Origin of the sequence: Pseudoalteromonas spongiae UST010723-006 (genome assembly GCF_000238255.3) — a bacterium.
GTDB lineage: Bacteria > Pseudomonadota > Gammaproteobacteria > Enterobacterales > Alteromonadaceae > Pseudoalteromonas > Pseudoalteromonas spongiae.
In genome coordinates this window covers 1,129,481-1,143,678 of sequence record NZ_CP011040.1, presented here as the reverse complement: position 1 = coordinate 1,143,678, position 14,198 = coordinate 1,129,481, and the positions used below count along the sequence as shown (strand labels likewise).

The window sequence follows — 14,198 nt, the reverse complement described above, 5'->3', positions numbered from 1 at the left end:
AGCCCCAACTAAATAAGAATTTTGAAATGTTGAGAAAAGGTTCTCAATGCAGCATTTAAAAGAGGAAATTATGACAATTAGACGTATTGGCGCAGAAGGCGGCACAGGTACAGGTGGCCAACATTTACCTTTTTCACGCGCAGTAGAAGCGGGTGGTTGGTTAAAAGTATCGGGGCAAACCCCCATGCGCGATGGCGAAGTTGTTGAAGGCGGCATTATTGAGCAATCGCGTCTTGCCATACAAAACTGTATCGACATTATGACTGAGGCAGGATATGGCCTTGAAACAGTAACCCATGTATCGGTGGTATTAACGGACTCTCGTTATTTTCAGTCATTTAATAAAGTATTTGCAGAAGTATTTGGTGAGCACCCGCCTGCGCGCATTTGCATGGTGGCAGACCTGGTTGTTGACTGTAAAGTAGAAGTTGATGTGACCTGCTACAAAGATCAATAAGCGCTGACCTGACGCGCCATTAGAATAATAAAAAATAGGGGCACTTATGACATCACAACAAATGACGTTTCTGGCTGCATTTTTTGCCTATTTGCTTGCCATGATTGCAATTAGTTGGTTTGTTTCTCGCTGGCAAAAATCCGGTAGCGACTTTTTGTTAGCTGGGCGAAAAGTGCCTTTATTACTGACACTCGGCACCACGGTTGCAACTATGGTCGGCACCGGCTCTTCGATGGGGGCTGTGGGTTTTGCTTATCAAAATGCGTGGGCGGGGGCGCTCTACGGCATAGGTGGTGCGGTGGGAATACTGTTATTGGCATGGGTATTCGCACCTGTTCGCAAACAACAATTTGCCACCATGAGTGAAGAGCTTGCGAGCTATGTGGGCAATAACGCACTTGTAAAAAAAGTCCTCGCTGTGATTATTTATGCCGCGAGTATTGGCTGGTTAGGTGCGCATTTAATAGGTGGTGGTATGTATTTAGCATGGCTTGCGGGCATAGATGATACCACTGCAAAGCTAATTATCGGCATTGGCCTTGCCATTTATGTCACCCTAGGGGGCTATTCTGCAGTGGTGTGGACCGATGCCATTCAAGCGGTGATTTTATTTGTAGGCTTTTTATTAATGGCCTATTTTGCGATTGATTCTGTCGGTGGTTGGCAAGCGGTACAAAACAACCAACTGGTTAACGGTAGTGGTTTTTTGTCTTATCAGAATATCGGCCTTATTCCAGCAATCTCTATGTCATTTGCAGTATTGGTTGGGGTAATGGCAACCCCTTCATTTCGCCAGCGCATCTATTCAGGTGACAGTGTCAGCAGTATTCGCAAATCGTTTTTGATGTCGGGCGTACTTTATTTAGGGTTTTCATTAGTACCTGCAATTATCGGTATTTGCGCTTATTTGATTAAGGGGGATTTAGATAATCCTGAGTATGCTTTTCCGTATATTGCACTTAATACTCTACCACTTTTACTGGGCGGGCTTATTTTATTAGCGGGTGTATCGGCAACTCTTTCAAGCGCAAGTTCCGATGCTATCGCAGGGGTTAGCGTATTCGTCAGTGATATTTATGCTTGGCTTTTCAAAAAATCACTGAGTAAGCAACCTCTAACAGATAAACAACAACTTGTATTATCACGTATTGCCATGATTTTAACCGTGACGATCGCGCTTTCATTTGCCCTTTTATCTAATAATATCATCACCTATATCACTAAAATGATCTCGCTCGCACTGTGTGGCTTGTTTGTGATGGGGTTACTTGGTCGTTTTTGGCGAAAGTTAACATGGCAAGGCAGTATTGCCATTTTAGTGGCGAGTACTTTAACAGCAGCGCTAATAGGTTATAACCCCAAGTGGCTCGCATTTTTTGGTAACCCTTCAATACCGGCGGTATTAAGTGGCGCGTTTTTTGGCGTTGTTGTGAGCCTAGTTACACAAATAAAAACGCCATCAAAAATAGTGCAGAAACATAAAGTGGAGCTAATGTGATGCTGCAACCATTCAATTCCATTGTGTTTTTAGGCGAGTGTTTGATTGAGCATCGCGCTGATGGCGATGTGTTTTTTGGTGGCGATAGCTTTAATACCGCCTATTACCTGAGTCAGCTCATAGCTTCGCAGGGCGAAAAACCTATTCAAATTTATTACGCAACGGCAATTGGTACTGATAGCCAAAGTGAAATGCTAAAAGCGTTAATGACACAATCTGGAATTAAGCTTGATTTTATTGAGCGCCACCCAACAAAAACATTAGGGCAATACTGGGTTGATGTTTGTGATAGCGGCGAGCGCTCTTTTCGTTTTGATAGGCAAAATAGTGCGGCTAGGGATTATTTTTCTTTGTCTCGCAAACTACTTACTGCACTTGAAACAAAACAAGTGGATGCCATTTATCTGTCGGGTATAAGCCTCGCCATTTTAGATGAAAAGCAACGAGCTGTGCTTATAAATGCACTACACCAATTTAAAGCGAAGGGCGGCATCATTTATTTTGATAATAACTATCGCCCAGCGCTTTGGCAGTCGATATCGCCCATTCATGATTACTTTTCGTTAATGGCACTTGCCGACATCGCATTTTTAACCAATGAAGATGAATATGCCGTTTATGGCACGCAGTCGGTGAGCGATATAATTGACTTACACTTCAAAGGGAAAAGTTCTAGGCAAACCCTTGTTATTCGACAAGGTGCAGGGCCCTGTGTGATTCAAGAAGTTGGCAAAGACGCATTGCTTTATGTGGCAGCAGAGCAGCTAACCCAAAAGCAAGTTGTCGATACCTGCGCCGCGGGCGATTCGTTTGCCGCAGGTTTTTTAGCGGCAATGTTATTTGGGCGTGGTACACAAAGTGCCGCACATTTTGCGCATAAGGTAGCTGCTTCGGTAATTAAGCAGCATGGTGCGCTTATCCCAACTCATTTTCTTCCCAAACTTTCGAACCAGGAGTGTTTAGGTGTCGATACATTTTATTAATAAAGCATGTGTATTTTTAAAGCTGTGTAGTTTATTGCTGTTTAGCTCATTACTTTTTGCCGAAACCAGCTTAATGCCACAACCACAATCATTTGAGAGGCAAATGGGTGAAGTGCGCTTATCTAGTCAAATTGAATTCTCATTTGAAGGGTTTAGTGACAAGCGAAAAGAATTTCAAGCCAAGCGTTTAGAATTGCACTTAACACGTATAGCAAAGCATAAAATCACCTTAATAGAATTAGCAAATAACAAAAAGCGAAACCCAGATAACGCAACCCTGAAAGTCATTGTGCGCGACAAGGAAAGCGATTTGCTGGTGCCACAGCTCAATAACGACGAAAGTTACCAATTAGTGATTAACCAAGAAGGCATCACACTAAACGCTAATACCGTGTTTGGCGCGCAGCATGGTTTAACAACGCTAACACAAATTGCGGCAAACCATTTTGACAATCAACTGATACTACCTCATGCAATAATTACTGATTCGCCACGTTTTGCTTGGCGTGGGTTATTAATTGATAGTGCGAGACATTTCTTATCAACTGAGACAATTAAACGTCAGCTAAACACCATGGCTTCAGCCAAATTAAATGTGTTGCACTGGCATTTAACAGACGATCAAGGCTGGCGCATTGAAAGTAAACGCTTTGCAAAGCTTACGCAAAAGGCATCAGATGGCCTCTATTACAGCCAAAGTGAGGTAAAGGAAGTTATTGAGTATGCCGCTCTTTTAGGTATTCGAGTGGTGCCTGAATTTGGTATGCCGGGTCATGCTAGTGCCATTGCCGTTGCATACCCTGAGCTTATGGCAGAGGTAAAGCCCTATGAAATGGAGCGTCATTGGGGCGTATTTAAGCCGTTACTTGATATTTCAAAACCTGAGGTATATCAGTTTGTAGATAGTTTAATCGAAGAAATGACAGCTATTTTCCCTGATCAGTATTTACATATTGGCGGTGATGAAGTCGAACCCGAGCAGTGGTTAAATAATAAGCATGTTCAAGCGCTAATGGCCAAGCACTCCCTTAAAAATGGCCATGATTTGCAGAATTATTTTAATACCCAAATTCAACCTATTATTGCTAAACACCAGCGAATAATGATGGGTTGGGATGAGATTTTTCATCAAGATTTACCAAAAGATATTGTGGTGCAATCATGGCGCGGTCATGACTCATTAAATGAAGTCGCTAATAGCGGCCATTTAGGTATTTTATCGACAGGGTTTTATATTGATCAGCCGCAATACAGCGACTATCACTATCGCAATGATCCACTACGCAAATTGCCACTAGTTGATTTATCAAAACCGCAGGTATTGGCAAAGTCGTTTGTGATTGACCGCTTAAAAGGCAGCGATGTTAAAGGTGAGCTGGTTGTTTTAGGTGAGCAAGTTTTAATTAAACTTAATAATAACCACCATCAGTTGGCATTAGTTAATAAAACACCTAATCAAACAACAAATGCATTTATAGCCAAAATGGACAGTTGGATGGGGCCACTGACCTTTGAATTTGATTTAAATGGGGAGAATAGCGCTGTGATGATTGGTAATAGCCGTTACCCCGTTAAATTATCAACGCTTAACACGCCATCTCCCGTATCGCTATCTCAAGCATTAAAAAGCGCAAATGCAGCGAATATTTTAGGTGCTGAAGCGACTATTTGGAGCGAAATGGTGACCGATGACAATATTGATTTGCGCATTTGGCCGCGTTTGTATGTTATAAGTGAACGCTTGTGGTCAAATAAAGAATATACAGATGAAAACAGCATGTATTTGCGCTTGGCTTTTATCAATACATTTGCTGCAAATGTGATTGGTGCAGCGCATTTATCGCAGCAACAAAGTGGCTTTGAAAGCCAACTTTCTAAGTCGCTTAGTAAACAAGAAAAAGCTTCTACCTTAGCGCTTCTTAATACGATGGCAGCACTGCTTGAACCAGCTCATTACTATACGCGCCACCATATTAAATATTTAAACGATGAATATCATCAAGAGGCGTCACTTCATTTATTTGTTGATTATTTATATGTTGAAAGTGAGCAAGTACGCCAAATTAAACGCTGGGTGCTAGCCTATACCTCAGGCGATGTTAATTCGATAACGCAATTAGATAAGCAATTAATAAAGTGGCAAAAAGGCCTTGAAATGGGGCTTGAAACCCTCTCATCAAGTAAAAAATTAAGCGAGCTAAAACCAACGCTTATATCACTAACGCAATTTATTGGGCTTTCACAACAGGTGATAAGCAGTTGTAAAGGTGAAATAAAAGGAACCGGGTTAGATGAGCAGTTGCTTGATTTACAAAAACTCACAGACGAACTTGTGATTGCAGGTATTTATCCAATGCGAGATCTCTATCTTGCTTGCACCGAACAATAAGGAATAACAATGAAATTAAACATAGCAAGTGCACTAATTCTGGCATTATTTGCCGCCCATGCAAGCAGTGACACGTTATTCGAGACAAGTGACTGGGTGAAAGATAATGCGTTTACCAATGGCGTAGAGGGCCCTGCAGTTGACTCGCAAGGTGTGTTATACGCGGTGAATTACAAACACCAAGGCACTATCGGTAAAGTGCTTGGTAAAGATAAAGTCGAGACGCTCGTTACGCTTAAAAATGGCTCTATCGGTAATGGCATTCGCTTTGATAAAAAAGGCAACATGTATATTGCTGACTACGTTAATCACAATGTACTAACAATAGCTGCGAAAGACTTAGCGCAAGGCGGCGAACTCGCAGACAAAGTTAAGGTGTTTGCCCATAATGCAAAAATGAATCAACCAAATGATCTCGCCATTATGGATAACGGTATTTTATTTGCGAGCGACCCAAACTGGCAAACCAGCGCAGGTAATTTATGGCGTATAAACAAACAAGGTGAAACAAGCCTATTAGAGGCGAATATGGGCACCACCAATGGTGTTGAAGTTAGCCCAGATAATAACATCTTGTATGTAAACGAAAGTGTGCAGCGTAAAGTATGGCGTTATGATCTTGACGGACAAGGCAATGTTTCTAATAAACAACTGCTGATTGAATTTGACGATTTTGGCCTTGATGGAATGCGTACAGATAAGGCAGGTAACTTATATATTGCACGCTATGGTGCAGGTGTTATTGCGGTGGTTTCTCCAAAAGGTAAATTACTAAGAGAAATAAAACTAAAAGGGCAATTTCCAACTAATGTGGCGTTTGGTGGTAAAGACGGTAAAACCGTGTTTGTAACCATGCAAAAACGCGGCGCCATTGAAACCTTTAATGTGGATATTGCTGGTAGAGCCTTTAACTTGTAACTCGTGATGAATACGTGAAAATTATTGCAACTTTTTAGCGCATTCAAGCTCTACTGATAAGAATACAATCATTAGAGATAAAGATGTCGTTTAAAAAAGTTTGGCCTGCAATAGTGTGTTTTAGTTTCTCATTAATCGCGTATTTTGCTTATCAATTTACCGGAGTTACGGTTGATGAAAATGGGTTTCTAAGAGAGGCATTTTTTCTTATTCCCATTTCATTGAGCTTGTTTATGTTAGGCAGTGTATTGCTGGTGGTTTTTATTGCCTTAAAAATAAAAGCTGGTAGACGTTCACAACTTAGCTGATTGCTAACCACCTCCTTGTTGTTAAAATCGTTAAGCTATCGCCCAGCAAATACTGGGCGATTGTTGATCTAAATTTCGCTGTGATTGACTAGCGAATCAACCAATTGACTGAAAGTCTTGGCGCTTTTTGCTTGATTAAGTGAATAGCCAGTGATTTTTGCAATATCAATTAAATCAAAGTAACCGCGCAATTCGTTTTGATTAGCACCGGTTACCAATAAATATTCGTAACTGGCTTTTTCCATGGTTTTTAACACGTCGCCCACTTTGGTATTGGCGAGTGTTGTTTCCGATACAGTATCAATTTCTTCTAATCTCACCATAATGTCACCAATCGTAAGTTGTGCACGTGTTAAGCCTTTTTTACTTGCTATTTTAAGTACATAACTGCTTGCTAAGCGCGCCTTTGAAATCACGCCTTTAAGTTGGTTTTGTCCATCAACTACAAAGCTGGTACGCATATGGGTTTTTTCCAAAATGCGGTTTGCATCATCTAAATTAGTATCGATATCAATATACTGCAAAGGCTCAAGGTGGAAGCCATGCATTACAAATGAAGCAGGGCTTGAAAGTGACACACTAGTGTCTAGATGAACTTGTGCAAATACGCTGGCGCCTTCAAGAAGCGGTTTTGTTGAAAATGAAGTGAATTGGTTCATAACGACCACCTTATTTGTTAACTGTTAGAATTAAGATAAATATAAAAAGCTAACAGGTTGTAGGCGGTGCTCTTATTAGTTTAATCGCGATGCGTGATTGAATCGCAGGTTGTGTTCTTTGGTTGGGTTGGTAAAAATTTAACGCTTTTGCGTTTTTTGAGCTGACGTCTAACGCGACATCGTCAAAATCAAGTTGGTTTGGGTTTAAGTCTTCAGCGTTATCAACGCAAATAATGGTTGCTTGGCTATCGCTTGCAATCGCTGTCGTGGTGCTTAAGCTAAGCGCCAAAACAACTACTGTAACGACAAACAACCAACGAAGCATAATTTACTACTTAAAAATTACTGTTACTTTAATAGTGGGTCTGTTCGATTAATAATTCAATATTTATTTTATGTAAAGTTTAATTTATTTTTACATTGAATTTTAACTTTATGAATTTAGTCGGTATTTATGATTTCAGTTTTGCCGAATATATTTATATTCGGCAAAACACTGATTACGAAGTAACGTATTCATTTTTTTGTTGCGTTCGACGTTTTGGCTTTCTGCGTTTAAGCCACAAATAGCATCCGGTAATCGCAAATATAAGCGGTGTTAAGCCGATTAAACACCAAATTATACGACTCGGTAACCCTGCAAAATAGCCAAAATGTAGTTTGCGAAAGCTATCTACCGCAACTAAAAAGAACGGTGCTTCACGAATATCGTAATTGGGAAGCTGTTTACCAGTCTCTTTATCAAAGCTCACCGTTGACGCGTATTCACTCGTTACAAAACTGGTATTTGCAACGTCGCCAAAAAACGTTATCGGTAAATCGGGCTCAAAAGGAAACATTAAATAAGTTGCCCTAAAGCCGCCCATTTGTGTTTTTGCGGTTACCATTAAGTTATCGAGTGAAAGCTGGTGGTTGTATAGTGGGCCTTTAACTAAATGTGGTGGCTCATCAGCATGCTCAAATTCATGATGAATAATTTCAGAAATATTCCAGTATACACCTGTAAAACCTAAAACAAGTAGCACTGGCGCAGACCAAATTCCGACTAGTTTATGTAGATCGCTAAAAAAAGCGATGCGTTTAACCTTTAAGCGCAAGGTGAAAAATTTCTTCCAAAACTGGCGGTAAATAATGAGGCCTGAAATGCCCATAAACATTAAAATAAGCGAAATAGTGCCTGTAAACCAAAGACCAGTTTCGCCAATCAAAAATTTGTAATGTAAGTCTAATAGCCAATCGGTGAGGTAATGGTCGACCGCTTGTGGCGTTGATCGAACAATACCTTGGTATTGATCTAAATAGACTTTAAACCACTCATCTGTCCCATGCTTGAGTACGTATACCCGATCAGCGGTTTGCCCATCATCAAATATTTCCCAGCTGCCAATTTCATAGTTAGGCAAATTGTGTTTAATGGTTGAGTGCAAGTTATCGTAGCTAAGCCGTGTTCCAGGTGAAGCATTCACACTTGCCAGTTCGGGCATAATTAAGTGATCAATTTCTTCTTTAAAAACTAAAATACTGCCCGTAAGCGAAATTATAATAAGCGGCAGGACAATGACTAACCCGCAGTAGCGGTGCCAAAGATGGAGTTTCTTTTTCATAATTCGGTGACGTCCGTTTATAAAAACAACAAAAGGCCGCATAGCGCGACCTTTACATTTTGAATTTTGTTATAGTGACCAGTTAAGTGACAGTGCGTAGTTACGCGGTGCACCATAAAAACCTTGTGCCCAGTAAAGTGAATTAACATACTTTTTATCAAATACGTTGTTTACGTTAGCTGTAATACTTACTTGCGAATTAATTTCGTAGCTTGCCATCATATTCACAAGTGCGTAGGCGTTTTGTTTTGTAACAATAAGTGGAGTATCGTTTTGTACACGGCTAATATCGTCTTGCCAACGCATATTCATACCAAATGATAAGCCATCAACAAAAGTCGCATCGTATTTAGCAGCTAGTTTAAAAACTTGTTTTGGCGTATAGTCTTTTACTAATTGCGCGTCTTTATTGCCTGAATTAAAGGTATCCGAAACGTCAATATCAGTGTAGGTGTAGCCTAAGTTTGCACTCACACCAAAGCCAACTTCACCACTTAATTCAAGTTCAAAACCTTGCGATTGAATACCAGGTGCAGCTCTATACACTGTATTATCAGGAGTTGAATTAATAGTATCAGCAACAGCTATGTTTTCTTGCTCAGCATCAAAAATCGCCACATTTAACATCATTAAATCGTTAAATAACTCGGTTTTAATACCAATTTCTTTTGTATCGCCGTTAATAGGGTCAAGCGTTTGGCCGTTAATATCTTGTTCAGCTTGCGGAGCAAAGGTTTCGCTGTACGATGCGTAAACATTAATATCGTCGTTGATTTGATACACCGTACCTAAGTGAGATGTCGTGTCGCTCACATCACGAGATTTGTTTTTACCGTATGATAAACCGTTAGTTTCCCAAGCGGTGTGACGAATACCTGCAAGTAGTTTTAAATCATCTGTAATCGAGAAACGCGCAGATACATATTCTGAAACTTGTTCACTCTCTACACGAGAACCATTTAAGCCGTCTTTTAATACTGGTACTGGTGCTACGCCATCCCATTCATTTAGATTTGGCATCGCTGGAAAGCCATTTCCGGTAGTGTAATCGTATAGCGAGCTATCTTGATACGCCATATCAGCAACACTTGCACCAGCCGCAATTAAATGCTCTTGTCCGAATAATTCAAAGCTTCCTTTGGCATACACATCAAATAGGTTAAGGCGGTCGGTAAGTTGATAATCGCTGGCATAACCAGTTAAACCTAAACCCGTTTGCGCATCTGGCGTACCATAAACATAAAATAGATTTGAATCTTGCTCGGTTTGAGTATGCGCATAACGTGCGATCACACTCCAGTTATCACCTACAAGTTGTTCTAATTCTACAAATGCTTGTTTTGACGTGTTATTCCAATACGCCCAGTCAGCTGCGGTAGAAGTAGAGGTATCGTAATCTGTAGGGTTCCCCTCGGAATCAAATAATGCAAGCGCACCCCAAAGTGGACTATCAGCATCATTTTGCTGGTAGGTAAGGCTTGTTGTTAATGTGGTGCTATCAGTTAGGTTTAATTCGGCAATACCATAAAATACGTCACGTTCAACGCTGTAGCGGTCAAGGTATGAATCACGTTTTTGTTTAACAACTACAGCACGTCCTGCTGCGTATTCATTTAAGCGGCCTGACACATCTGCATCCAAACGCATATTTGACCAAGAACCCGCAGTAATTGACACATTGGCGCGCAGATCATCGGTTGGACGTTTGCGAATAAAGTTAACCGTAGCTGATGGGTTGCCGGCACCTGTCATCATGCCGTTTGCACCCATAACCACTTCAATTCGTTGATAAATGGCTGTATCGAGAGTGCCTTGCAATGCGCCACTTTCTTGCGGTAAGCCTAACCCATCTACTTGAAAGTTAGTGATATCAAAACCGCGTGCCTTGTAGTAAGTACGATCGGTTTCAATTTTTTCTACCGAAACGCCCGGAGTTGTTTCAAGTACTTGATTCACATCATCAAGTGAAAAGTCGTTCATAAGGGCACGAGTAATTACGCGTACCGATTGTGGCGTTTCCTTAATCGAAATACCAAGCTTTGAAGCGGTTTCTGCTTCTACGGCAAGGTAGTTTGAGTGGTTCTTTCCTAACACCTCAATTTTTTCGATGCTTTTATCCGTTTGATCGTTAGCAAAAAGTGGGGTAGCGAATACTGAAGATGTGGCGACAAATAAAGTACTTAGTTTAAAAGCACGCGATTTCATAACAGGGACCTAAATTCACAAGTGACTAAAAATTGTTGCGTATCGTAATTCAAATGATAATCGATCTCAATATTATTATTGTGTTATTTTCAATTAAGCTGTTAATTGCATTAGATTCTAAAAACTGAATGGAGTTTATGGTTCGGTTTGAGTATCGCTTTACTAATTTAACGATAATGAGAAAACATAATAAAACGTATAAATTAAATGTGACCTAGTTAAATCAAAGTTTGTTTGATCACTATAAGTACAGGGCAGGCATATTATTTTTAAAGGTTATTTCATTAACGAGTGAAATGGATAACTATTTTTTGATACCTTAATGTATCAAAAAGATACCTTAAGGTTACAAAATGATTGATTTGGTGATACCTAGGGGTTACACTTTTGGCGGATAGAATTTAAATATCAAAGTTAAAGAAAGTATTTGAGCTGAGTACAAAGTTACATAAAGGACATCTTTCATTGGTTGATAAATTGAAAGTATTTAGAAAAGGCTAATTTGTCTTAGCCATTTTGTCATCTTATTGAAGCGATGTTTAATCGGCCATTATCAATTTAATGTTAATTTTGACAGCTTAATACAAACATAAATACATCAAAGACATATTCCAAAAGATCGATATAGTGGCTTTGGTAAAGTGATATTAGTTTATGAGAGTGCCGTCAGTGGGTGGTTTGTAAAGACCAAATATTTGCAGTGCAATACTAAGGAATGATAATTATGACTGCTATTTTAAAACAAGAACGAAATTTACTAATTACGGCGAAAATACTTTTTGCTGTTGGGTTATTTTTTACAGTCGACGCTATTTATACCAGCTTTGGATTCACCTTTAGTGCATTTTGGGGAACTTTGGGTGCCATATTATTCTTATTGATATTGTATTGGAGTGCTAAGAGCCTTAAACACATGACGGAAAGATATGATGATGAATATTTAAAACATGTTTATCAAACATCATATCGTTATGCTGCAACAGGCGCCGTAATCGCTTTATTTGTTTTTATGCTTTTTGATGATTGGCTTGCGCATTACTTTACCCTTAAATATGCGGCAAAACTGTGTATTGGATGTATGTTTGGTGCACAAGGAGGCTACATTTTATGGCGAAATTTCAAAGATAATCAAGATATTGAAAATTCACACGAATATGGCGAAAGTTAGTGATGAGTGAGGTTAAAAATCGTATTGCTGTGTTACGTGCTGAACATAAAATATCACAGCAAGCATTAGCTGATGCTATTAGTGTGTCTAGAAAAACGATTAGTACGATTGAAACCGGCCGATTTACACCTTCGGTAACAATTGCTTTGAAGCTGGCGGTCTTTTTTAATGTCACTGTAGAAGAGATATTTAGTTTGAATTAACTGAGAACCTTTAATTCTAATTGATGATTCATCCTGTTTTTGTGGTTCACAAAAATGCTAGACTTTACAGAGTACTTCTAGACAACTAGATGCTAAATTGTGTAAGAAACTCAATTATGATTCCAGATTCGATAATTATGTTTTTTATTATTTTTAAAGAAAAATAGAACTCCGACTTTTTAACGTGTTTTGAATCCATGATAGCAAGAACATAAAAAAGCCAGCTGATGCTGGCTTTCTGTTATTTGTTTGCTTTAAATTTCACATTGTTTGGCTTTCGTTTCGGGCGTTTAGCTTGTCCGTTGTTATCACTTCTGCCTTTGCTATTTTGCTTAGGTTTTTCGCCATTTTTAGGCTTAGCATTGTGTGAACTGCTTTTCTTTTTTGGCTTACTTGCTGCTTTTGCTTCAGCTTTTACTTTGTCGTTGGTACTCGCGTTTTCTTTTGGCTTTTTCGGTTTCTTCGGCTTTTTAGGCTTAATTGGACGCGTATCTAGCTTTGAATCTGGCACTGGGCTTTGTGGTTCAAATCCTGCTTCAATTTTACGCGGAATAACTTCTTGGATAAGTCGTTCAATACCAAATAAATCGGCAGCTACGTCTTGGGTTACAAATGAAATTGCTTCGCCTGATGCACCTGCACGGCCAGTACGACCAATACGATGAACATAATCTTCATATACATTTGGTAGATCAAAGTTAACCACATAAGGTAGCTCTTGAATATCGAGGCCACGCGCAACAATATCGGTAGCAACCAGTACATTTACATCACCTAATTTAAAGCCGTTAAGTGCGTTCATACGCGCACTTTGGCTTTTATTACCGTGAATTGCAGCGGCATTAATCTTGGCTTTTTCAAGATCACGAACTAAACGGTTTGCACCATGCTTAGTACGCGTAAATACCAATACTTGTTGCCAGTTATTGGTTTTAATTAGGTGTTTAAGCAAGCCAGTGCGTTTGCTTTTATCAACCGGGTACGCCCATTGGGTTACTGTTTTAGCTGTTGTATTGGCAGGAGCAACTGAGATTTCGATTGGGTCGTTAATTAGGCCTTTAGCAAGTGCGCGAATATCGTCAGAAAAAGTTGCTGAAAACAGCAAGTTTTGGCGCTTTGAAGGCAGCGCTTTAATAACGCGTTTAATATCATGAATAAAACCCATGTCGAGCATGCGGTCGGCTTCATCGAGCACAAAGAGTTCAAGCTGGTCAAATTTTACGGCATTTTGCTGAAAGAGATCGAGTAATCGCCCTGGTGTGGCAACTAAAATGTCGCAGCCTTTTCGCAGTTTCAGCATTTGAGGGTTAATTTTAACACCACCGTAAACAACTTGGCATGAAAGAGGGAGGTGTTTGCTGTAAGTTGCAACACTTTGCCAAACTTGCGCTGCCAATTCTCGCGTTGGTGTGAGTACTAATGCACGCACTTGATTGCTGCGAACTTTTTCTCCTTTGCTTAGCATTTCTAGCATTGGCAGAGTAAAACCTGCGGTTTTACCTGTACCTGTTTGCGCCGCAGCCATTACGTCACGCCCTGCTAATATTGCTGGAATTGACTTTTCTTGAATTGGCGTAGGGCTTTCATAACCTTGCTCTTCAATTGCTTGGTTTATTTCAGGGCACAGGTTTAAGTCTGAGAAATGCATTTTTAGTAACTCTTATAACGGCGGCCGAGCAGGGTACAGCATCCCCGCTCGGAACGCAATTTTCACGTGATTTCAGTAATGACAGCTTTTTTCTTGATAACAAATACAGAACGGCTTTATTGAACAAAATTAATTGCTTATCACTATTCTAAAATTGA

Annotated in this window: 13 protein-coding genes; 8 read left to right on the top strand and 5 right to left on the bottom strand. The window is 39.9% G+C overall.

Annotation, left to right across the window (positions count from 1 at the left end; all coding sequences use genetic code 11):
• Nucleotides 1-70 precede the first annotated feature (70 nt).
• The 6 genes from PSPO_RS19350 to PSPO_RS19325 all read left to right on the top strand — a co-directional run bounded on the left by PSPO_RS19350 (nucleotide 71) and on the right by PSPO_RS19325 (nucleotide 6,553).
• Complete coding sequence (locus PSPO_RS19350) at nucleotides 71-457, top strand: RidA family protein (RefSeq protein WP_010558881.1); 387 nt, start codon at nucleotides 71-73, stop codon at nucleotides 455-457.
• Nucleotides 458-503: 46 nt separating this feature from the next.
• A complete protein-coding gene (locus PSPO_RS19345; RefSeq protein ID WP_010558882.1) occupies nucleotides 504-1,955 on the top strand; it encodes a sodium:solute symporter family protein in 1,452 nt (483 codons plus the stop codon).
• Nucleotides 1,955-2,938 (top strand): sugar kinase, encoded by a 984-nt coding sequence (locus PSPO_RS19340; protein ID WP_010558883.1) that lies wholly within the window; start codon nucleotides 1,955-1,957, stop codon nucleotides 2,936-2,938. The genes PSPO_RS19345 and PSPO_RS19340 overlap by 1 nt, the downstream gene beginning before the upstream one ends.
• Entirely contained in the window at nucleotides 2,919-5,327 is a 2,409-nt protein-coding gene (locus PSPO_RS19335) for a beta-N-acetylhexosaminidase (protein ID WP_010558884.1), read from the top strand. Before PSPO_RS19340 ends, PSPO_RS19335 begins: the two co-directional genes overlap by 20 nt.
• Nucleotides 5,328-5,336: 9 nt before the next feature.
• Complete coding sequence (locus PSPO_RS19330) at nucleotides 5,337-6,245, top strand: SMP-30/gluconolactonase/LRE family protein (protein WP_010558885.1); 909 nt, start codon at nucleotides 5,337-5,339, stop codon at nucleotides 6,243-6,245.
• 83 nt (nucleotides 6,246-6,328) lie between these two features.
• Nucleotides 6,329-6,553, top strand: coding sequence for a DUF3955 domain-containing protein (locus tag PSPO_RS19325; RefSeq protein ID WP_010558886.1), 225 nt, complete (start codon nucleotides 6,329-6,331; stop codon nucleotides 6,551-6,553).
• A gap of 68 nt (nucleotides 6,554-6,621) precedes the next feature.
• On the opposite strand, the gene PSPO_RS19320 is transcribed toward PSPO_RS19325, so the two are convergent.
• The 4 genes from PSPO_RS19320 to PSPO_RS19305 form a co-directional block, all read right to left on the bottom strand.
• A complete protein-coding gene (locus PSPO_RS19320; protein WP_010558887.1) occupies nucleotides 6,622-7,212 on the bottom strand; it encodes a CBS domain-containing protein in 591 nt (196 codons plus the stop codon).
• A gap of 49 nt (nucleotides 7,213-7,261) precedes the next feature.
• On the bottom strand, nucleotides 7,262-7,537 hold the full coding sequence (locus PSPO_RS19315) for a hypothetical protein (RefSeq protein WP_010558888.1): 276 nt from the start codon (nucleotides 7,535-7,537) through the stop codon (nucleotides 7,262-7,264).
• A 175-nt stretch (nucleotides 7,538-7,712) separates the two neighbouring features.
• The gene (locus PSPO_RS19310) at nucleotides 7,713-8,816 is read right to left on the bottom strand and encodes a PepSY-associated TM helix domain-containing protein (RefSeq protein ID WP_010558889.1); all 1,104 of its coding nucleotides are present in this window, start codon (nucleotides 8,814-8,816) and stop codon (nucleotides 7,713-7,715) included.
• Nucleotides 8,817-8,885: 69 nt separating this feature from the next.
• On the bottom strand, nucleotides 8,886-11,021 hold the full coding sequence (locus PSPO_RS19305) for a TonB-dependent siderophore receptor (RefSeq protein WP_010558890.1): 2,136 nt from the start codon (nucleotides 11,019-11,021) through the stop codon (nucleotides 8,886-8,888).
• A gap of 724 nt (nucleotides 11,022-11,745) precedes the next feature.
• Between PSPO_RS19305 and PSPO_RS19300 the strand changes: the two genes are divergently transcribed.
• Both PSPO_RS19300 and PSPO_RS19295 read left to right on the top strand, forming a co-directional pair.
• A complete protein-coding gene (locus PSPO_RS19300; protein ID WP_010558891.1) occupies nucleotides 11,746-12,189 on the top strand; it encodes a hypothetical protein in 444 nt (147 codons plus the stop codon).
• A gap of 2 nt (nucleotides 12,190-12,191) precedes the next feature.
• A complete protein-coding gene (locus PSPO_RS19295) occupies nucleotides 12,192-12,392 on the top strand; it encodes a helix-turn-helix transcriptional regulator (RefSeq protein WP_010558892.1) in 201 nt (66 codons plus the stop codon).
• Nucleotides 12,393-12,633: 241 nt separating this feature from the next.
• On the opposite strand, the gene PSPO_RS19290 is transcribed toward PSPO_RS19295, so the two are convergent.
• The gene (locus PSPO_RS19290; RefSeq protein ID WP_010558893.1) at nucleotides 12,634-14,040 is read right to left on the bottom strand and encodes a DEAD/DEAH box helicase; all 1,407 of its coding nucleotides are present in this window, start codon (nucleotides 14,038-14,040) and stop codon (nucleotides 12,634-12,636) included.
• Between the last annotated feature and the right edge of the window lie 158 nt (nucleotides 14,041-14,198).